Genomic DNA, 17,411 nt, shown 5'->3' with positions numbered 1-17,411 from the left:
GCGTGGAGAGCACGCTTGATGGAGAAAATCATGAACCAATGGTCAAACGCCAAGCTCTGTGACGTAGCAAATCTGGTCCTCGGAGCAATTCTCTTCTTCTCTCCATGGATATTCGCCTTCGCGGCGGGGACACAGTCCCAGAATGCCATGGGCAGCGGCATCGTGATTGTCGTGCTTTCGGTTGCCGCCCTCTTCGCCTTTGCTGTCTGGGAGGAATGGCTAAACCTCGTTGTGGGTCTTTGGGTAGTTGTGTCTCCCTGGGTGCTTGGATTCCAGGCAACCACAGCCATGGGCGTGCATGTTGTAATCGGCGTTCTGGTCGCGGTTCTGGCTGCGATCGAGCTGTGGATGATGAACCAGAACCCGCCGACGCAGTCTACGGCCTAGCAGGACTGGGCGTCCTTGCGGCGGCCTGATCGTGACGGATTGGCCGCCGACAAATTGGCATCCCGCTGGGTCGCCGATGATGGAGGAAAATCATCTGACGGTGGCCCCCTGGGAGGCCAGCGTGCCTGCCGCCGCAACCTCGGCTGCACAGCCGCTGACGACAGCCCTGCAGACAGCGTCGCCGAAAGCCAGACAACAGGAGGTATGCCGACATGAAAGCAATCCGCATCCACGCTTTTGGCGGACCTGAGGTCCTTTCGATCGATCAGGTCCCCTCGCCTCAGCCGCTTGACGACGAGGTTGTGCTCAGGGTCCGCGCCGCAAGCGTCAATCCGATCGACTACAAGACCCGCGAAGGGTCGGTGAGCGAGACCCTGCCGGTCACGCTCGGGCGCGACGTATCCGGCACGGTGGAAATATGCGGTACGCGAGCGCATACGTTGAAGAAGGGCGACCCGTTGTTTGCGATGCTTGGTCATGACCGGGGCGGCAATGCCGAATATGTCGTGGTCAAGGCGACGGAGGCGGCTGCCAAACCGGATCGTCTAAGCCATGTCGAAGCCGCGGCGGTGCCGCTTGCCGGCATCACCGCATGGCAAGGCCTTTTCGATCATGGCGGCCTCAAATCCGGACAACGGGTTCTCATCCATGGCGGCGCCGGCGGCGTCGGTCATCTGGCGATCCAGCTGGCCAAGGCCGCGGGCGCGTTCGTCGCGACAACCGTTTCCGCCGAGGACGTCGTTTTCGTGCGTGAGCTTGGCGCCGATCAGACGGTCGACTACAAGAATCAGCGTTTCGAAGAGGTCGTCGATGCGGTCGACCTGGTGTTCGATCTTGTCGCGGGCGACACGCAGGAGCGCTCCTGGGAGGTGCTCAAGCCTGGCGGGACGCTCGTTTCCACGCTTTCCCAACCGTCGCAGGAAAAGGCAAACTTGCGTCGGGCGCGTGGCGTCTCCTACCTGGCCGAGCCGAATGCGGCGCATCTTGCCGAGATCGGCCGCCTCATCGAGGCCGGCAAGGTCACCCCCTTCGTGCAAGCCACCTACCCGCTTGGAGAGGTCGCCAAAGCGGAAGAACGGCTGGAAAATGAGCATGTGCGTGGCAAGATCGTGCTTGAGGTTTCCGCCTAGCGCGAGTTGATGCTCCTGCCCCTCTCGAACGGGTTATCCGATCCTCGCCTCGCCGTCGCTGTCCGGCACGTTTGGAAACAGCACCTTCAGCTTGTGTTCCGCGCTTGCCCAACTGCGCCTGTGATGTTGCCACAGGCACCAGTTGCTCACCGCAAAAGCTAGAATGCCGACAGTCACGGCGAGACTGACCATCGAGCCAACGACAACCTTGAGCATCACGCCGGCAAAGACACCGGCGATGGCACCGTTGACGACATTCACCATCCCTGCGGTTCCGGCGAACGCTTGCCAGGGCCTTGGCTTGAGGCCGACATCGGCCAGCAGAGCCGTTTGGTTGTCATGGGTGGAGTGAACCAGATAGCGCGCCATCGAAGGGGTGAGCTCGGTGTAGCAGTGCCTGATGCGTGCCATGCCGCGGGCGTGGACCATGTCTTCGATGGCCACCTGCACAGCCCTGACGAATGTCACCAGCCCAATGAAGTAGAGGCACGGCAACAGGATCAGGCTGAACAGCATGAAAGGAAGCCCCATCCTCGTCACCTGGGCCACGAAAGCAAGGGCGATCGTGGCGCTGGATACCGAAGTCAGGAACAAATTTGCGCGCTGATTCGCCTCCTGAATAGTCGCCGCCCTGGCGGTCCCCAGCACCAAATGCTCCGTCGTCATCATCTGCAGGAGTTGCTGTCGGTTCTCGCCTTCAGTGATTTTTGTCTTCCTTGCAGGCATCGCAAAAAACCCGTTGCAGGACGCGCTCCCCCCAACCAGCTCCTCAACGCCGCCCACCCAGGAACGAACTGCTTCGGACGGGGTTCCGGCGCAACCAAGACCGCTACCGTGGATCCCGGGGCAGAGCCGGATCACAGGCCGAGCCAATTTTGTCGACAGATAGCGAAACGATTGTCCCTGAGCATCGTTTCGAAACCAGACATGAATTTGATGAGGAGGCGATGATGAGCGCTACCGGTTTGGATGTCTTTGACAGGACGCTGCAGACAACCAACATCTGGCTCGACGAGATCATGGACGATCATGGTCCGGATCGGCGAATTGCATGGCACATATTGGGCGCGGTCCTGCGGACCGTAAGGGACAGGCTGCAGATCGGGCTTGCGGCCAAACTTGGGGCGGAACTGCCGCTCCTGGTGCGCGGCGCCTATTACGACCACTACCGGCCCGCAGCCGAGCCGGACAAAACGCGCTCCCTGGAAAACTTCTCGCAGCACATCGGCGAGGAATTGAAATCGATCCGCCCCGTCGATCCCGAGGATGCAGCACGCTCGGTATTCCGAGTTCTTGCACGGCATGTTGATCTTGGCCAATCGGCTAAGGTGCGCGATGCGCTGCCGAAGGAAATCCAGGCGCTCTGGCCCGAAAGCCTCGGTGTCAAATAGAGATGGTACGAATCTGACGGCTCCCCGGACAGCCAGGCCGAGGCTGGCGCCCCTGTCGGGCGTCAGTCCCGCAAACGGTTGGCGGCATGATCCTGATGCTGCTCGGTCGCGACCTGCCTGGAGTCCAAACCGCGTTCTTTGGAATGCTGTGCCTTGTCGCGATTGGACAGAACCTTGTTTTCTTCGAGCTTGTCTTTTGGCGTCACGGTCATGGCGCCTGTGCCGGAACCCTTTCCTTGTGAACCTGCTCCGATGTGCTTCTTGCTGCCGCGTGCCATGGGCTGCCTCCAATCTATGACGAATGTTCCAGGAGCGTTGCTGGTCCGTGACGCGCTTTAGTCGTCGGCAGGGTTCTTGTGATGGGCGCTTTCCTGATTCTTGCCGCGAAGCATGTTGCGGTCGTCTGGATCGACGAGGTCCGGTGTATCGGTCCTCATGTCCGCTCCCTTGCGCAGTGCTTCGCGTTCCGCCGCTGATCGTTTCAGATCCGCCTCGGCATCAAAATCCTTGCCGGCGTTTTTTGTGTTTTCCCGCTCTTCAATGATGCGAATTTGTTGATCGTGGGTTTTGCGTCCAGTCATCGCTTTCCTCCGGCGTGTTCGTGTCGGCGCCCGAAAGTGGTGCGTCGCCGACCGTCTCTAAGGTCGGCGTTTGCCTGGCCGAGCCTGCCTTCGTGCTGATAATGGCAAGGTGACGGGATCGTTCCGAAAGGCGTTGAAAAGCTTCTCGCCAGATGGCTCGGCTCGGCCCGGCGCTCACATTGACGCAGGCTCCGGCTGGCGCCCGCCCTTGTGAACCGCAGCGTCCTTTGAACGCACGGCAACCGCCGGGCTGGTGCCGGATGCCTTTGCCGTCGCGGCACTCGGCTCCGCGCAGAAATCGATGACAGCCTGGATGAACTCTGCCGGATATTCGATGTTCGACAGATGGACCGCAGGCAGCACAACCAGCTTCGCGCCGGGCACCGTCGCGGCGATCAGCTCGCTGTGGCTGGCTGCCGTCACCGTGTCGTGCCGACCGGCGATCACCAGCGTCGGCCGGGGTATCAGTGCCACGGTGCGGCGAAGGTCCGCGTCGCGAACCGCCGCGAACAGACCCGCCAGGCCCTGCCGGTCGATAGCCAGCAGCATGGCGCGAAAGTCTTCGACCACAGGCTCGTTGGCGGCAACCAGCGACGCGGGGAACCAGTTGCTCAGGAACGTCTCGGCGGTTTCCGACATGTCCGGCGCCTGGCGCACCGCAGCGATCCGCTCGTCGAAATAGCTTGCCGGCGCCAGATGCGACGAGGTGTTGCTCAGGATCAGCCGGTCGATCCGCTCGGGCGCGTGGATGCCGAGCCACTGCGCGACGAACCCGCCGAGCGACAGGCCAAGGAAATGTACACGTTGCAGGTCGAGCGCATCGAGCAACTCGATGACGTCGCGGCCAAGCCGGTCCAGCGAATAGGCGCCGACCGGAACGCTCGATCCGCCATGGCCGCGAAAGTCGTAGCGCAGGACACGAAAATGCTTCGACAATTCGCCGACCTGCCCATCCCACATGTGCAGCGTGGTGCCGATGGAATTCGACAGCACCAGCACCGGCTTGCTTGCCTCGCCGTCGAAGCGGTAGGCGATGCGCGTGCCGTCGCCCGTTGTGACGAAATTCAGCTCATTCATGATGAAGATTCCTTCTGGAACGTTGAACGAGACAGAGCCTAGCTGTGGAGCGATTTTGTTGATATTACAAAGATAAGACAATCTCTGTAACAAAAACTGACATGGCCGAATTCACCCTGCACGATCTGCAATGCTTCGATGCGGTGGTCCGCACCGGCGGTTTTCAGCCTGCGGCGGCCATGCTGTATCGCTCGCACCCCGCGGTGTTCGCCGCCGTCGCCAAGCTGGAGCGACAGCTCGGCCTCGTCCTTTTGGATCGCAGCGGCTATCGCGTGCGTCCGACCGAGGCCGGGCTGTCGTTCCACCGCCGAGCGCTATCGCTGCTGCGCGAGCTGGACGGTTTGCGCGTCCATGCCGCCCAGTTGGCGATGGGTGAGGAAAGCGAGATCCATGTGGTGATCGGCGACCTGTGCCCGCGCCCGCAGGTGCTGGGCATGCTCGGGCGATTCTTCGCACAGTTGCCCGGCACGCGCCTGCATCTGCATTTCGAAGCGGTGGGCGGCCCATGGGAGCGTCTCTTCGACGACGAAGCCGACCTGATCCTGCACTGGGTCGACAAGGGCAATGCGCGGGTGGAATGGGTCGATTTGTGCAAGGTGTCCTTCATTCCCGTGGTGGCGCCGGGCTTTCTGCCTCAGCGTATCGAGCAGCCGATCACCCCGGACCAGATGCAGGCACTCACCCAATGCGTCATGCGCGACAGCGCCCGCCATTCGCCACAACAAAACTATTCGCTGATCGAAGGCGCGCCGCAATGCCTCGTCGCCGACCAGGGCATGAAGAAGGAGATCATCCTGCAGGGCCTTGGCTGGGGCCACCTGCCCCGCTTCCTGATCGAGGAAGAACTGCAGGACGGACGCCTGCACTCCATTGCCGGCCGTCATCTGCCGGGCCGCACCGACGAACTGGTGGTGGCGCGCCGCCGCGACCGGCCGCATGGGCCGATCGCGAACCGGCTGTGGGATCATATCCAGCAGGAAGCGCCGGCATTGCGCCGTGTGCTCGAAGCGCCGAAATCCGCCGAGGAAGTCAGCGGCCAACCAGCCAGCGAAAAGCGCGACGGATGAACGTTTGAGCGTCCTCCGTCACTGGTTCGCCGTGCGCCATCAGCACTCTTTCGGCCGGCCATGCCAGTATGCGTTGAAGAGCGGCACGCGCGGCGCGCCGGTCGGTAAAGCCGGCGCGGAATTTTCGCGGCACTGAGGGCTCTGCGGCCACCATCAGATCCAGCCGGGCTACGAGCGCCCGCCAGCCCTTGAACCATCCGGCGTGGAAATGCTGGATCAGATCGGTGAACAACACTGTCCTGCTTGCGCGGTGGAAGAAGACAATCTCGGTGGTGATCCTGTTGCCGCGCACGACGACCTGGTCGAGATCGTCCGCCCAGTCGGCGGCAGGCGTATCGCCGAGCTCGCCGCAGAAGAGGATATCTCGGCGCTTTTCCCGCAGGCCGGGTGGCGCATAGACCTTGGCATCGGGATAGCCGCGCTGCCAGTCAGCGAGAAACACGTGGTGAAGCGAATTGGGCGGGATCAGGAAGCGCACCACGCCCAGAGCGTCTACATCGGCACGCAGCTCGTTCGTGAGCTCTACCGGTGACCAGATGAACAAACCGCCCCCGGACAATCCGATAACGGCCATACGCGTGGGATAGTGAAAGCCGGCGGCCGCCGTGACGATCGGATCATCCGCAATCCAGATCCCAAGGCCGAATTCCTTGAGACTACCAGCCATTTGCACATTGCTTCCCATAGAGCCGCTTGAATTCCGATGCGCCACGGTCGACCCTTCGCGGGATTGGCGGCTGCCGCAATGCGGCGGTCACGCAGCAAAAATTTACATATGTGTAAATTTACACTAGGGTATAAAAATGACAACCCCAAAGCGGACCGAACGGTCGCGAAGCCTCATCCTCGATGCCGCCGAACTGGCGTTTCGGGAGATGGGGTTTGCCAACACCTCGGTCGAGGAGATCGCGACGCGCGCCGGCTTGACCCGCAAAACGGTCTACAATCTGTTCAGTTCGAAAGAAGAAATCGCGTTGCGGCTCATCGCCCGCGTGGAGGCGGGCGATGCCGCCTACCGCGCCCGCATGGCGGCGAACGAAGAGGTATTCGTCATGCTCGAGACAGTCTTTCTCGACAGCGCCGGCTGGTGCCTGGCCAATCCCTCGCTTGCCAGGCTGGCTCTTGCCCCCGCCGAGCGTCCGTCCCTACAGCCGCCGCCCGACCGGCCCTCATTCCAGCGCCTGGTCCGGGACCTTCTGGTGCTCGGCCAACGGCAAGGTGTCATTCGCAGGGATGACGATGCCAATTTCATGGCGCTGGTCCTGCTTGGAATATACGGCCAGGCGATGCTTTCGGCGCTTTCGGCCGGGTCATTCAGCGAGGACGAGATCAGGCACCTCATCCGCATCGTCGTTGAAGGGATCGGCAAACGCTAACTACGCGAACCACTTGTCCGCCGATCTCCAAAGCGCCGCAGGAGTGCTCCCGGCCTTCGCTTCATTGGCCGCTCTTCGGAGCCTTGGCGTCCTTTGAACGCTCCGCGATAGCGGGGCCGGCCCCGGACGTCTTTTCGGTTGCGGCGCTCGGCGTGACTTGTCTTGGCGGGTTTTGTCCCTCCGACTGGCGGGTGCGGTCTTCCACTTCGCCCATCCGGCGGGTGAGCCCTATTCCGCCGGCAGGCTTCTCGTTGGCGGCCGCATCCTGGGAGAATTCATCGGAAGCGTCGGCATCGGTCTTTGCCGGATATTTCGTCGCACCGGTTTCATAGCGGGTTTCGTTCTCAGTCATGGCATCTCTCCAGTTGCATGACGGATAAACATCTCGGCGCTATCCGGGTTCCAATTCCTGGACTTGGATTCCGGACGGATCTGGATTCCGCCCGGTCGGCCACCCAAGCGACGAGATGAGCAGCACCCTACTGCAGCAGACCCTTGACGATGCCGCTCGCCTTGCCGAAATCCATCTGGCCGGCATATTTCTGTTTCAGCGCGGCAATCACCTTGCCCATGTCCTTCTGGCTGGCCGCACCGGTCGCGGCGATCGCCTCGCCCGCCGCCGCGGTTACCGCCGCATCGTCCAGTTGCGTCGGCAGGAAGGTGCGGATGATCTCCATCTCGCCGCGCTCCTGCGCGGCCAGTTCCGGCCGCTTGCCGTCATCGAAGGCTTTGGCCGATTCCTCGCGCTGCTTCACCATCTTGGCCAGGATCTGCAGGATCTCCTCGTCGCTGGCCGGCTCCTTGCCTGACCCGCGATTGGCAATGTCGCGGTCGTGAATGGCGGCCTGGATCAGCCGCAATGTCGGCAGCCGGTGCTTGTCCTGCGCCTTCATCGCGCTCTTCAGGGATTCGGCGATTTTGCCGCGCATGGTGCATTCTCCTTCGATCGGCGCGGACAATAGCGCCGCGGGCGAGCCAAGGCAAACTCTGATGTGCCGAGGCAAGCCACTGATTTTGCTAGGCGAAATAAAATATGGCGGCATTTCGCATGATCATTGACCGCCCTGCCCCCTTCCCCTATGTACTGGGCCTTGCATGAACGGAAATTTGACTGCGTGGAAGCCGCGAAATCGCCGCTTCGCGCCGTTTGCCGCGCAGATGGCCCGCCGGGCCGGTTGCAGCGCGCGGCCTGACAGGAGTGCCGCATGGCCGAGATGACGCCCGCCTTGACCCCCGCTTGGGCCACGGAAAAGCCGACCGCCCTTCTGGTGCTGGCCGACGGCACCGTCATCGAAGGTCGCGGTCTCGGCGCCACCGGCTCCGCTGTCGCCGAAGTCTGCTTCAACACGGCGCTGACCGGCTATCAGGAAATCCTCACCGATCCGTCCTATGCCGGCCAGATCGTCACCTTCACCTTCCCGCATATCGGCAACATCGGCACCAATGACGAGGACATCGAGGATCTCAATCCGGTCGCCCGCGCCGGCGCCGTCGGCGCCGTGTTCAAGGCCGATGTCACCAACCCGTCCAACTACCGTGCCGGCACTGGTCTCGACCAGTGGCTGAAGAAGCGCGGCATCGTCGCTTTGTCGGGCATCGACACCCGCGCGCTCACCGCGCTGATCCGTGAAAAGGGCATGCCCAACGCCGTCATCGCGCATGCGCCCGATGGCGTGTTCGACATCGACGATCTGAAGCGCCGCGCCGCCGCATGGTCGGGCCTGATCGGGCTGGATCTCGCCAAGGAGGTCACCTCGGGCCAGTCCTCGGTCTGGCGCGAGACGCCCTGGGTGTGGAACGAAGGCTTTGGCGAACAGATCGAACCGACAATGCACGTCGTCGCCATCGACTACGGCGTCAAACGCAACATCTTGCGCCTGCTCGCCGGCCTCGGCGCCAAGGTCACCGTGGTGCCGGCCAAGTCCGGCGCCGAGGAAATCCTCGCCATGCAGCCGGACGGCATTTTTCTCTCCAACGGCCCCGGCGACCCGGAAGCCACCGGCGACTATGCCGTTCCGGTCATCCGGGATCTGCTGAAGACCGACATCCCGGTGTTCGGCATCTGCCTTGGCCACCAGATGCTGGCGCTGGCGCTGGGCGGCAAGACCGCCAAGATGCACCAGGGCCATCACGGCGCCAACCATCCGGTCAAGGACCACACCACCGGCAAGGTCGAGATCGTCTCGATGAACCACGGCTTTGCCGTGGATGCCGACTCGCTGCCATCAGGCGTCGAGGAAACCCACGTCTCGCTGTTCGACGGTTCGAATTGCGGCATCACGCTGACCGGCCGGCCGGTGTTCTCGGTCCAGCATCACCCCGAGGCTTCGCCCGGCCCGCAGGATTCGCACTACCTGTTCCGCCGCTTCGTCAATTTGATCCGCGAAAAGCGCGGTGAGGAATTGCTGGCCGAACGGGCTTAGCGGACCGCCGCGACGGCGCGGCGCAGTTTTGGGGGCAAAGACATGCGTAAGAATACGGACCTGCATGCCGCTGAAGAAGCCCTTGAAGACGCCGCAGATGTGGCGATCTACGACGAACGCAAGGCTCAGCTGAAAACCGAAAAAGCACTGCCCGCTGACGCGACCATGGAGATTTTGCGGGGCCGGCTCACGCACGCCGAACTGGCGCAGATCAATATTCGGCATTCCGAGTGAAATGGATTGAATTGAGCATTAAATCCTCGACGAGGAAGCTTTGATCATTCGAAGGCAAATCGCGTGACTTCGACATTTGGCTGAGACCTGCCTCCCGTCGTCATTCACGGCGGACTCCGCAAAGCGAATGGTCGATAGCGCCGCAGGCAGATCTCCAAGCGGCACAAGCCTCGCCCTCACGCCACCGGCCGACCTTCGCTGGCCTCCAAGATGGCGAACCATTGCTGGCGGTCGAGCACGATGTCCAGCGCCCTGACCATGGCCGCCAGCCTTTCCGGCTTCATCGAACCCAGCACCGGCACCAATCGGGCCGGATGGCGCAGTAGCCAGGCGATCGCGACGGCAGCCAGATCGCCGGCACCGATTTCCGCTGCCACCTCGGCAAGCGCTGTCCGCACCCGCGCCTCGCGCCCCTCCTTGCAGGTGAACAGCGAGCCGCCCCCGAGCGGCGACCAGATCATCGGCGCATAGGCAAGGCGCTGCGCGTGGTCGAGGCTGCCATCGGTCAGCGCTGATGTCTTCAGCACCGACATCTCGATCTGGTTGGTGGCGAGCGCGAACGGCATCCGCGAGGCCAGCAAATCGAACTGCGACGGCGTGAAATTGGAGACGCCGATCGTCCGCACTCTGCCCGATGTGACCAGCCCGGCAAGGGCTGCCGCCGTCTCGTCGCCATCCATCAGCGGGTCTGGCCGGTGCAGCAGCAACAGGTCGAGATAGTCGGTGCCGAGATTGGCGAGCGAGCGGTCGACGGAGGCTGCGATATGGGTGGCACTGGTATCGTAATGCTTCAGCCGGTTGTCCGGCCGGCTTGGCGCTTTCTTCATGATATCGCACTTCGAGATCAACTCGATGCCGTCGCGCTTGCCTTTCCAGCGCGCCAGCCCGGCGCCGAAGGCCGCTTCAACCTCATAGTGCCCATAGATGTCGGCATGGTCAAAGCTGGTCAGTCCGAGATCGACGGCGGTGCCGATCAGCCGTGCGACATGATCGGCATCCGGGCGGGCGGCGCTGCCGAGCAGCCGCGAGGCGCCGAAGACCAGTCGCGACAGCGATGGTCCATCCCTGGTGAGCGCAATGCGGCTGTGACTCACACCTGTGCTCCATCCTCAGCGACATCGGTGGCGACATTCGTGCGCGCTGCCGGCCTCGCAACTTTCGTCACAAAGACGATGACCGCCAGCGTCAGGAAGCACGCTCCCAGCAGATAGGGCGCGCCGCCGAAGGTCACCGGCGCGCTTGGCCCGGTGAACCAGGAAAAGATCGCCGTGTAGAGCAGCGGCGTGATGATCGAGGTGATCGAGAAGATCGAGGTCATCGCGCCCTGCAGTTCGCCTTGCGCCGAAGGCGGCACCTTGGCGGCGGCGAGGCTCCTCAGCGGCGGGTCGGCCAGCGCTTCCAGGCAGCCGACGACGATCACCGCATAGATCATCCAGCCTTGCGACGCGAAGGCGTAGCCGAAGGCGCTGGCTGCCGTGAATGTCAGGCCGATGACTGCGGTCTTCCACTCGCCAAGCCTAGGGATGACGCGCGGCAGCACCGTCGCCATGACGATCGCGCCGCACAGGCCAAAGGCGCCGAGCGAGAAGCCGATCTGCTGCTCGCTCCAGCCATAGCGGTAGCTGGAGACGAACGACCAGACCGCCGGATACATCATATGCCCGAGCGTCATCAGGAAGAAGACAAGCCCGATCCAGCCGATGCCTTGATATTGGCGCATCTGCAGAAGCGTGCCGACCGGGTTGGCGCGTTTCCACTCGAAGCGGCGGCGGTGCTTGTCATCGAGCGTTTCCGGCAGGAAAAACAACGCGATGAGGAAATTAACGAAGGCGAGCCCGGCGGCGAAATAGAACGGCACGCGCGGCCCGAACGTGCCGAGCAGCCCGCCCAGAACCGGCCCGATGACGAAGCCGACGCCAAATGCGATGCCGAGCAGGCCGAAATTCTTAGCCCGATTGTCATCGTTCGAGATGTCGGCGATGAAGGCCGATGTCGTCGAATAGCTGGCGCCCGAAATGCCGGCCAGCACGCGCCCGATGAACAGCATCGGGTAGGACCAGGCGACGGCGCAGATCAGATTGTCGATGGAGAAGGTCAGCACCGATGCGAGCAGGATCGGCCGCCGCCCGAACCGGTCGCTCAAGCCGCCCATGATCGGCGCGAAGAAGAACTGCATCGCCGCATAGACGAAGAACAGCCAGCCGCCTTCGATCGCCGCGCCGCTGATGCTGACCCCGGTCAATTCCCGGAGATAGGCCGGCAGCACCGGCATGATCATGCCGAAGCCGATAATGTCGAGCAGCAGCGTGGTGAAGACGAGCGCAAGGCCCCGTCTGGCGGTTTTGGGGTCGATCATGCAGGATCAAGCTCCTCTGCTCGCCCTCAGGCGCAGGCGGACGCACCTTATAGGCGAGCTCGCGGAAAGGAACAATGCAGGAACAGGCCGAATCTATTCATCCTGACACCACCTGACGGCAGCATCGCCGGCAGGTGAAGCTCGACAACGGTCTGGTCAGATCGGCCCACTCAGCGTGTTGCAATCCGACAGCTTGCCGCTCTTGTAACCACGCGCCAGCCAGGTCTGCCGCTGCTGCGAGGTGCCGTGGTTGAAGCTTTCCGGCACGACATAGCCCTGCATCTTCTTCTGCAGCGTGTCGTCGCCGATCTGCTTGGCGGCGTTCAGCGCGCTTTCGATGTCGCCCTGCTCCAATATGCCTTTCTGTCCGGTGTAGTGGGCCCACACACCGGCAAAGCAGTCGGCCTGAAGCTCGATTCGCACCGACATCTGGTTGGCCTCGACCTCGCCCATGCTCTGCCGCATCTGGTTGAACTTGGACATGATGCCGGTCAGGTTCTGCACATGATGGCCGATTTCATGCGCGATCACATAGGCGCGGGCAAATTCGCCCGAAGCGCCGAACTGCTGGTCGAGTTGCTGGAAGAAGGTCATGTCCAGATAGACCTTGTGGTCGCCGGGACAATAGAACGGTCCGGCCGCCGCGGAGGCAAAGCCGCAGGCCGAACGGACCTGGCCGGAAAACAGCACCAGCTTGGGATCCTCGTAGGTCAATCCCTGCGACTTGAAGATGCCGGTCCAGGTGTCCTCGGTCTCGGCCAGCACGGTCGCCACGAACTGCTTCATCTCGTCATTGGCCGGTGTGGCACCGTTGTCCTGGCCGCTGTTGTCGGTGATCTGGCCGCCGCCGCCCGGCAGCAGGCCGCCGTCGCCGCCACCCAGGATCGTCGAAGGATCGAAGCCGAAATACCATCCGGCCAGCACCACCAGGATGACGAGGAAGATGCTGCCGCCGCCACCGGTACGGCCGCCGATCGGAATGCGGAACTGGCCACCGCCGCCGCCGAGTCCGCCGCCGCCGCTGTCGCTGCGGTCGTCCTCGATATTGTCACTCTGACGACGGCCCTTCCAGAGCATGGCAACTCCTCGTGCAGCAAACCTCCCCGTTGCTCCGGGGCACCAGACAATTATCCCAATGGTTGCGCCAAGTCACAGCATTTTTCGATGGCCTTTTTGGCCACACGGGTCGCCTTGCGGCCAAGTTCGTTGTGGCGAGCGGCTCGGCGTTGCAATCGTCCCCGTGGCCTACGCCGATCACGTAAGCCCGACAGAGAGCTAATCTTCCTGCTTGGCGCCGGCGCTCTTGCCGTCGGAGCTCTTCGAACGCTCCTCGAAACGCGCCGCGCCCTTTTTCAGCGGATGGCCGGTTTCGGCTTCGGTCTTGCGCTCATCCCTGGCCGCCGCCTGTTTCAGTCCCTCGGCTGCCTGCTTGCCCTTTGCCGCCGGCGTTTGTTCGATGCCCATCGTTTCCTCCCTTTCGCGCGCCAATCGCACGGATCTGGTGCAAACGTGTCTGGCGTGCGACGGTTCCGGCGACGCGGGAACTCTGGCGCTCAGCGCGCCGTCATCGCCTTGCGGAAGGCTTCCAGCGTCTCGGCGCTGACATGGTGCTCGATGCCCTCGGCATCGATGCGCGCCGTCTCCGCACTGACACCGAGCGAGCGCAAGAAAGCTTCCACCGTCTGGTGGCGGATGCGGCTTTCCTCCGCGACTTTGCGGCCGGCTTCGGTCAGGAACACGCCACGATAGGGTTTTCTCGACACCAGACCGTCGGCGCACAGCCTGGTCAGCATCTTGGCCACTGTCGGCTGCGCGACACCGAGCCGTGCGGCGATGTCGACCTGACGCGCCTCGTTGCCGTCTTCGATCAGGTCGGCGATCAGTTCGACATAATCCTCGACCAACGCACTGCGGCGCGCTTCGCGCTGCTGCCGGAAGCCCTCCGAATGAATTTCGGCGTCGAGCAGCGGCTCGCGCGGAACTGGTCTGTTCTTCAGCACCAATACGCGCTCCTCCCAGGACTATTTGCCATCCATGCTTTCATAGCACGGGCTCTGATTCTTCAGGCCGTTTATTTGCATTCCGCAACAGGTGCAACCGGGGCTTCCGATTGCCGTTTCACCCGATGACCGCCAGCCGGATAAAAAGCAACGACAATGAAATATAGCATATTGCATAATGTTGAGCCATGGCATAGCTTAAGCCAACATCGTCCAGTCTCGCGGAAAGCCCTCCTTCATGTCTGAAGCCGAAGCCACAGCCTCCCGTTCCTCATGGCGGTTCGCCAGGCCCGACGAGGACGAGCAGCCCAGCCTGCGCGAAGTCAATTCCTCTATCGCCGTGCCGAACTCGGGCGTCTGGTTCCGTCGCCTGTTCGCCTTCATGGGTCCCGGCTACATGGTCTCGGTCGGCTATATGGACCCCGGCAACTGGGCGACCGACCTCGCCGGCGGCGCCCAGTTCGGTTACACGCTGCTGTTCATCATCATGCTGTCCAACCTGATGGCGATCCTTTTGCAGGCGCTGGCGGCACGGCTCGGCATCGCCACCGGCCGCGATCTCGCCCAAGCCTGCCGGGCCTATTATCCCCGGCCGGTGAACTTCGTGCTGTGGATCGCCTGCGAGCTGGCCATCATCGCCTGCGACCTGGCCGAAGTCATCGGCACCGCGATCGCATTGCAGCTTCTGTTCGGCATTCCGCTGATCGGCGGCGCCATGCTGACGGCGCTCGATGCCTTCCTCGTGCTGCTCCTGATGAACAAGGGGTTTCGCTATCTCGAAGCCTTCGTCATCGCGCTTTTGATCATCATCTTCAGCTGCTTCGCCATCCAGATCTTCGTCGCCGCCCCGCCGGCCGGTTCGATCCTGCATGCCATGTTCGTGCCGTCGTCGGAAATCGTCACCAATCCGGCGATGCTCTACATCGCCATCGGCATCATCGGCGCCACCGTCATGCCGCATAATCTCTATCTGCACTCCTCGATCGTGCAGACCCGCGCCTATGAACGCACCGACAAGGGCAAGCGCGACGCCATCAAATGGGCAACGACGGACTCGACCATCGCCCTGATGCTGGCTTTGTTCGTCAACGCCTCGATCCTGATCGTGTCCGCGGTCGCCTTTCACAACACCGGCCACCAGGACGTCGCAGAGATCGGCCAGGCCTTCGAGCTGCTGTCGCCGCTGCTCGGCCTCGGCATCGCCTCGATCCTGTTCGCGGTGGCGCTGCTGGCTTCCGGCCTGAACTCGACGGTGACGGCCACGCTCGCCGGCCAGATTGTTATGGAAGGCTTCCTGCGCCTGCGCATCCCCAACTGGGCACGCCGGCTGCTGACGCGCGGCCTCGCCATTATCCCGGTGGTGGTCGTCACCGCGCTCTATGGCGAAAAGGGCACCGGCCAGTTGCTGGTGTTCAGCCAGGTCATCCTGTCGATGCAACTGCCCTTCGCGGTCGTCCCGCTGGTGCAGTTCGTCTCCGACAAGAAGAAGATGGGCAATCTCGCCATTCCGCGCGGCGTCGCAGCCCTTGCCTGGGTGGTCGCCGCGATCATCCTGGTGCTCAACTTCAAGCTGCTCTACGACACCATGTTCGGGGTCGGCTGAGTTCCGCTTCGCCTGGAAACCGGCTGCCCTCTGCGCAGGGGGCAGCCTCGCGACAAATCGGCAATCCGCGCTATGTTTTCCGGCATCATGACCCGGATCGAAGACATCAGGAAATTCTACGCGCGGCTGCTGGCCGCCAATGCCGGCTCGCCCGACCCACGTCTGGAAGCGGCTTTCGCCGACGTGCCGCGCGAAGCGTTTCTCGGTCCCGGGCCGTGGACGGTCGTCGCCGGCAACGGCAAGGTCACAACACCGAGCGCCGATCCGGCTCATATCTATCAGAACGTGCTGGTGGCGCTCGACGACGACAAGGGCATCAACAATGGCGAGCCATTCCTGCACGCCATGTGGATTGGAAAGCTTGAACCGAAACCCGGTGAGGCGGTTTGCCATATCGGCGCCGGCACCGGCTACTACACCGCCGTGCTGGCCCGGCTGGTTTCGCCAGGCGGCATCGTCACCGCTTTCGAACTCGACGAGAAGCTGGCCGATCTGGCGCGTCAAAATCTCGAAGCCTATGGCAATGCGACGGTGGTACATGGCGATGCCGTGACGACGCCCCTGCCGCCATCCGACATCATCTATGTCAATGCCGGGGTCGCAGCGCCCCCGGCCGGATGGCTGAAGGCGCTGCGGCCAGGCGGCCGCATGATCTTTCCCTGGCGGCCGGCCGAGCGCGTCCCGCTGGCGGTGATGGTGACACGCACGCAAAAAGGCTTCGCCTGCGATCCGTTCATGCGGTCGTGGTTCATTCCCTGTGTCGGCGCCTCGGTCGCGGACCCCGCGGCGATGATCCCCACCGGCGAGCAGGCCGCGCGCAGCCGCTCGATCTGGCTGGCGCAGGACAGGGCGCCGGACGACACCGCCACCGCCATATCAGGCGATGTCTGGTTCTCGTCGGAAAATCTCCACACCGAGCCTCGCAAGCAACGGTGATTTTCCAAAATTTCGTCCTGTCCTGTCGGACCGGTGGCTCGTCGCCCGTCCTTGGGCTGAAGTCCGCCACGACGGCGTGGACCGAAGAACGGGAGCATTGGAATGAGAAAGATCATCTCTGCGACATTCATCAGCCTCGACGGCGTCATGCAGGCGCCCGGCGGCCCGCAAGAGGATCCGGTCGGCGGCTTCAAGTTCGGCGGCTGGACCTTCCATTACTTCGACGAGGCGGGGGGCGCGGCGATGGATGAACTGTTCTCCAAGCCTTTCGCCCTGCTTCTCGGCCGCAGGACCTACGATATCTTCGCCGCCTACTGGCCATATCAGAAAGATCCGATCGCGGATGCCTTCAACCCTGCGACCAAATATGTCGCGACGCATCGGCCCAACACCCTCACCTGGCAGAACACGCAATCGCTCGGGCCTGATATCGTTGCGGAGTTGCGCCGCCTCAAGCAGGAGGATGGACCCGACCTGCTCATCCAGGGATCGGGCAACCTGATCCAAACGCTGCTCGCCAACGGGCTGATCGACGAGATCCGGCTGATGGTCTTCCCGCTGTTGCTGGGTAACGGCAAGCGGCTGTTCGGCGACAGCGCGATCCCGGCCGCCTTCAAGCTCATTAAGTCGCAGGCAACCGGCACCGGCGTCATCATGGCGACCTACGAACGCGCGGGCGAGGTCAAGGTCGGGTCGTTTGTCACGGGAGAGCCGTCGGAAGCCGAGCTCGAGCGGCGGAAGAACTGGAAGTAGCAGGACCTGGGTTCCTCGCCCCACGATGAAAGATCGACCCCCACTCCGTCGAGCTTCGCTCGACACCTCTCCCCGATCGACGGGGGAGAGGAACCCA

Annotated in this window: 22 protein-coding genes; 10 read left to right on the top strand and 12 right to left on the bottom strand. The window is 62.8% G+C overall.

The features are described 5' to 3' along the window. The first annotated feature begins 30 nt into the window (after window positions 1-30). Complete coding sequence (locus AC0NIL_RS11895; protein WP_027162069.1) at window positions 31-387, top strand: SPW repeat protein; 357 nt, start codon at window positions 31-33, stop codon at window positions 385-387. A 212-nt stretch (window positions 388-599) separates the two neighbouring features. Beyond that, on the top strand, window positions 600-1,517 hold the full coding sequence (locus tag AC0NIL_RS11890; RefSeq protein ID WP_013530136.1) for an NADP-dependent oxidoreductase: 918 nt from the start codon (window positions 600-602) through the stop codon (window positions 1,515-1,517). A 33-nt stretch (window positions 1,518-1,550) separates the two neighbouring features. Here the strand turns inward: AC0NIL_RS11890 and AC0NIL_RS11885 are convergent, their stop codons facing one another. Further along, window positions 1,551-2,243 carry a hypothetical protein gene (locus AC0NIL_RS11885; protein WP_473574079.1) on the bottom strand — a complete coding sequence of 231 codons (693 nt, stop codon included), beginning with the start codon at window positions 2,241-2,243 and terminating at the stop codon, window positions 1,551-1,553. Window positions 2,244-2,467: 224 nt separating this feature from the next. On the opposite strand from AC0NIL_RS11885, the gene AC0NIL_RS11880 reads away from it, so the two are divergent. Next, complete coding sequence (locus AC0NIL_RS11880; protein WP_027162072.1) at window positions 2,468-2,908, top strand: DUF2267 domain-containing protein; 441 nt, start codon at window positions 2,468-2,470, stop codon at window positions 2,906-2,908. Window positions 2,909-2,970: 62 nt separating this feature from the next. On the opposite strand, the gene AC0NIL_RS11875 is transcribed toward AC0NIL_RS11880, so the two are convergent. From AC0NIL_RS11875 to AC0NIL_RS11865, 3 genes are all read right to left on the bottom strand, one after another. After that, the gene (locus AC0NIL_RS11875; RefSeq protein WP_013530133.1) at window positions 2,971-3,186 is read right to left on the bottom strand and encodes a hypothetical protein; all 216 of its coding nucleotides are present in this window, start codon (window positions 3,184-3,186) and stop codon (window positions 2,971-2,973) included. A gap of 57 nt (window positions 3,187-3,243) precedes the next feature. After that, window positions 3,244-3,489, bottom strand: a complete 246-nt coding sequence (locus tag AC0NIL_RS11870; RefSeq protein WP_224620597.1) for a hypothetical protein — start codon at window positions 3,487-3,489, stop codon at window positions 3,244-3,246. Window positions 3,490-3,663: 174 nt separating this feature from the next. Next, entirely contained in the window at window positions 3,664-4,566 is a 903-nt protein-coding gene (locus AC0NIL_RS11865; protein WP_224620598.1) for an alpha/beta fold hydrolase, read from the bottom strand. 101 nt (window positions 4,567-4,667) lie between these two features. On the opposite strand from AC0NIL_RS11865, the gene AC0NIL_RS11860 reads away from it, so the two are divergent. Next, a complete protein-coding gene (locus tag AC0NIL_RS11860) occupies window positions 4,668-5,633 on the top strand; it encodes a LysR family transcriptional regulator (RefSeq protein WP_275952472.1) in 966 nt (321 codons plus the stop codon). Here the strand turns inward: AC0NIL_RS11860 and AC0NIL_RS11855 are convergent. Then, on the bottom strand, window positions 5,596-6,300 hold the full coding sequence (locus AC0NIL_RS11855; protein WP_275952471.1) for a DUF4336 domain-containing protein: 705 nt from the start codon (window positions 6,298-6,300) through the stop codon (window positions 5,596-5,598). The two genes, AC0NIL_RS11860 and AC0NIL_RS11855, sit on opposite strands and share 38 nt — an antisense overlap. A 136-nt stretch (window positions 6,301-6,436) precedes the next feature. On the opposite strand from AC0NIL_RS11855, the gene AC0NIL_RS11850 reads away from it, so the two are divergent. Then, window positions 6,437-7,009 carry a TetR/AcrR family transcriptional regulator gene (locus AC0NIL_RS11850; RefSeq protein WP_275952470.1) on the top strand — a complete coding sequence of 191 codons (573 nt, stop codon included), beginning with the start codon at window positions 6,437-6,439 and terminating at the stop codon, window positions 7,007-7,009. Window positions 7,010-7,070: 61 nt separating this feature from the next. Here the strand turns inward: AC0NIL_RS11850 and AC0NIL_RS11845 are convergent, their stop codons facing one another. Together AC0NIL_RS11845 and AC0NIL_RS11840 are read right to left on the bottom strand one after the other, a co-directional pair. Then, the gene (locus AC0NIL_RS11845) at window positions 7,071-7,361 is read right to left on the bottom strand and encodes a hypothetical protein (RefSeq protein WP_275952469.1); all 291 of its coding nucleotides are present in this window, start codon (window positions 7,359-7,361) and stop codon (window positions 7,071-7,073) included. Window positions 7,362-7,488: 127 nt separating this feature from the next. After that, window positions 7,489-7,938, bottom strand: a complete 450-nt coding sequence (locus tag AC0NIL_RS11840; protein WP_473574080.1) for a GatB/YqeY domain-containing protein — start codon at window positions 7,936-7,938, stop codon at window positions 7,489-7,491. A 276-nt stretch (window positions 7,939-8,214) separates the two neighbouring features. On the opposite strand from AC0NIL_RS11840, the gene carA reads away from it, so the two are divergent. After that, entirely contained in the window at window positions 8,215-9,432 is a 1,218-nt protein-coding gene (gene carA, locus AC0NIL_RS11835; protein WP_013530125.1) for a glutamine-hydrolyzing carbamoyl-phosphate synthase small subunit, read from the top strand. Between the two features lie 42 nt (window positions 9,433-9,474). Further along, window positions 9,475-9,666 carry a hypothetical protein gene (locus AC0NIL_RS11830; RefSeq protein ID WP_063172882.1) on the top strand — a complete coding sequence of 64 codons (192 nt, stop codon included), beginning with the start codon at window positions 9,475-9,477 and terminating at the stop codon, window positions 9,664-9,666. A 176-nt stretch (window positions 9,667-9,842) separates the two neighbouring features. On the opposite strand, the gene AC0NIL_RS11825 is transcribed toward AC0NIL_RS11830, so the two are convergent. The 5 genes from AC0NIL_RS11825 to mntR form a co-directional block, all read right to left on the bottom strand. Further along, window positions 9,843-10,760 carry an aldo/keto reductase gene (locus AC0NIL_RS11825; protein WP_063172883.1) on the bottom strand — a complete coding sequence of 306 codons (918 nt, stop codon included), beginning with the start codon at window positions 10,758-10,760 and terminating at the stop codon, window positions 9,843-9,845. Next, window positions 10,757-12,022, bottom strand: a complete 1,266-nt coding sequence (locus AC0NIL_RS11820) for a TCR/Tet family MFS transporter (RefSeq protein WP_027162079.1) — start codon at window positions 12,020-12,022, stop codon at window positions 10,757-10,759. Before AC0NIL_RS11820 ends, AC0NIL_RS11825 begins: the two co-directional genes overlap by 4 nt. Window positions 12,023-12,178: 156 nt before the next feature. After that, window positions 12,179-13,099, bottom strand: coding sequence for a KPN_02809 family neutral zinc metallopeptidase (ypfJ, locus tag AC0NIL_RS11815; RefSeq protein ID WP_013530123.1), 921 nt, complete (start codon window positions 13,097-13,099; stop codon window positions 12,179-12,181). Between the two features lie 198 nt (window positions 13,100-13,297). After that, complete coding sequence (locus AC0NIL_RS11810; protein ID WP_013530122.1) at window positions 13,298-13,486, bottom strand: hypothetical protein; 189 nt, start codon at window positions 13,484-13,486, stop codon at window positions 13,298-13,300. A gap of 89 nt (window positions 13,487-13,575) precedes the next feature. Then, entirely contained in the window at window positions 13,576-14,025 is a 450-nt protein-coding gene (mntR, locus tag AC0NIL_RS11805) for a manganese-binding transcriptional regulator MntR (protein ID WP_024504117.1), read from the bottom strand. Window positions 14,026-14,260: 235 nt separating this feature from the next. Between mntR and AC0NIL_RS11800 the strand changes: the two genes are divergently transcribed. The 3 genes from AC0NIL_RS11800 to AC0NIL_RS11790 all read left to right on the top strand — a co-directional run bounded on the left by AC0NIL_RS11800 (window position 14,261) and on the right by AC0NIL_RS11790 (window position 17,314). Beyond that, a complete protein-coding gene (locus AC0NIL_RS11800; protein ID WP_013530120.1) occupies window positions 14,261-15,625 on the top strand; it encodes an Nramp family divalent metal transporter in 1,365 nt (454 codons plus the stop codon). Between the two features lie 87 nt (window positions 15,626-15,712). After that, window positions 15,713-16,561, top strand: coding sequence for a protein-L-isoaspartate O-methyltransferase family protein (locus tag AC0NIL_RS11795; protein WP_164919884.1), 849 nt, complete (start codon window positions 15,713-15,715; stop codon window positions 16,559-16,561). Window positions 16,562-16,663: 102 nt separating this feature from the next. After that, on the top strand, window positions 16,664-17,314 hold the full coding sequence (locus AC0NIL_RS11790) for a dihydrofolate reductase family protein (protein ID WP_473574081.1): 651 nt from the start codon (window positions 16,664-16,666) through the stop codon (window positions 17,312-17,314). Window positions 17,315-17,411: the final 97 nt, after the last annotated feature.

It is taken from the genome of Mesorhizobium sp. WSM1343, from assembly GCF_055901535.1.
This window is presented reverse-complemented; position numbering and strand designations above follow the sequence as displayed.

What these genes read in the sequence shown, in the direction of transcription:
- AC0NIL_RS11895 (WP_027162069.1), top strand. Translation starts at nt 31, where the DNA reads ATGAACCAATGGTCAAACGCCAAGCTCTGTGACGTAGCAAATCTGGTC.
- AC0NIL_RS11890 (WP_013530136.1), top strand. Translation starts at nt 600, where the DNA reads ATGAAAGCAATCCGCATCCACGCTTTTGGCGGACCTGAGGTCCTTTCG.
- AC0NIL_RS11885 (WP_473574079.1), bottom strand. Translation starts at nt 2,243, where the DNA reads ATGCCTGCAAGGAAGACAAAAATCACTGAAGGCGAGAACCGACAGCAA.
- AC0NIL_RS11880 (WP_027162072.1), top strand. Translation starts at nt 2,468, where the DNA reads ATGAGCGCTACCGGTTTGGATGTCTTTGACAGGACGCTGCAGACAACC.
- AC0NIL_RS11875 (WP_013530133.1), bottom strand. Translation starts at nt 3,186, where the DNA reads ATGGCACGCGGCAGCAAGAAGCACATCGGAGCAGGTTCACAAGGAAAG.
- AC0NIL_RS11870 (WP_224620597.1), bottom strand. Translation starts at nt 3,489, where the DNA reads ATGACTGGACGCAAAACCCACGATCAACAAATTCGCATCATTGAAGAG.
- AC0NIL_RS11865 (WP_224620598.1), bottom strand. Translation starts at nt 4,566, where the DNA reads ATGAATGAGCTGAATTTCGTCACAACGGGCGACGGCACGCGCATCGCC.
- AC0NIL_RS11860 (WP_275952472.1), top strand. Translation starts at nt 4,668, where the DNA reads ATGGCCGAATTCACCCTGCACGATCTGCAATGCTTCGATGCGGTGGTC.
- AC0NIL_RS11855 (WP_275952471.1), bottom strand. Translation starts at nt 6,300, where the DNA reads ATGGCTGGTAGTCTCAAGGAATTCGGCCTTGGGATCTGGATTGCGGAT.
- AC0NIL_RS11850 (WP_275952470.1), top strand. Translation starts at nt 6,437, where the DNA reads ATGACAACCCCAAAGCGGACCGAACGGTCGCGAAGCCTCATCCTCGAT.
- AC0NIL_RS11845 (WP_275952469.1), bottom strand. Translation starts at nt 7,361, where the DNA reads ATGACTGAGAACGAAACCCGCTATGAAACCGGTGCGACGAAATATCCG.
- AC0NIL_RS11840 (WP_473574080.1), bottom strand. Translation starts at nt 7,938, where the DNA reads ATGCGCGGCAAAATCGCCGAATCCCTGAAGAGCGCGATGAAGGCGCAG.
- carA (WP_013530125.1), top strand. Translation starts at nt 8,215, where the DNA reads ATGGCCGAGATGACGCCCGCCTTGACCCCCGCTTGGGCCACGGAAAAG.
- AC0NIL_RS11830 (WP_063172882.1), top strand. Translation starts at nt 9,475, where the DNA reads ATGCGTAAGAATACGGACCTGCATGCCGCTGAAGAAGCCCTTGAAGAC.
- AC0NIL_RS11820 (WP_027162079.1), bottom strand. Translation starts at nt 12,022, where the DNA reads ATGATCGACCCCAAAACCGCCAGACGGGGCCTTGCGCTCGTCTTCACC.
- ypfJ (WP_013530123.1), bottom strand. Translation starts at nt 13,099, where the DNA reads ATGCTCTGGAAGGGCCGTCGTCAGAGTGACAATATCGAGGACGACCGC.
- AC0NIL_RS11810 (WP_013530122.1), bottom strand. Translation starts at nt 13,486, where the DNA reads ATGGGCATCGAACAAACGCCGGCGGCAAAGGGCAAGCAGGCAGCCGAG.
- AC0NIL_RS11800 (WP_013530120.1), top strand. Translation starts at nt 14,261, where the DNA reads ATGTCTGAAGCCGAAGCCACAGCCTCCCGTTCCTCATGGCGGTTCGCC.
- AC0NIL_RS11795 (WP_164919884.1), top strand. Translation starts at nt 15,713, where the DNA reads ATGACCCGGATCGAAGACATCAGGAAATTCTACGCGCGGCTGCTGGCC.
- AC0NIL_RS11790 (WP_473574081.1), top strand. Translation starts at nt 16,664, where the DNA reads ATGAGAAAGATCATCTCTGCGACATTCATCAGCCTCGACGGCGTCATG.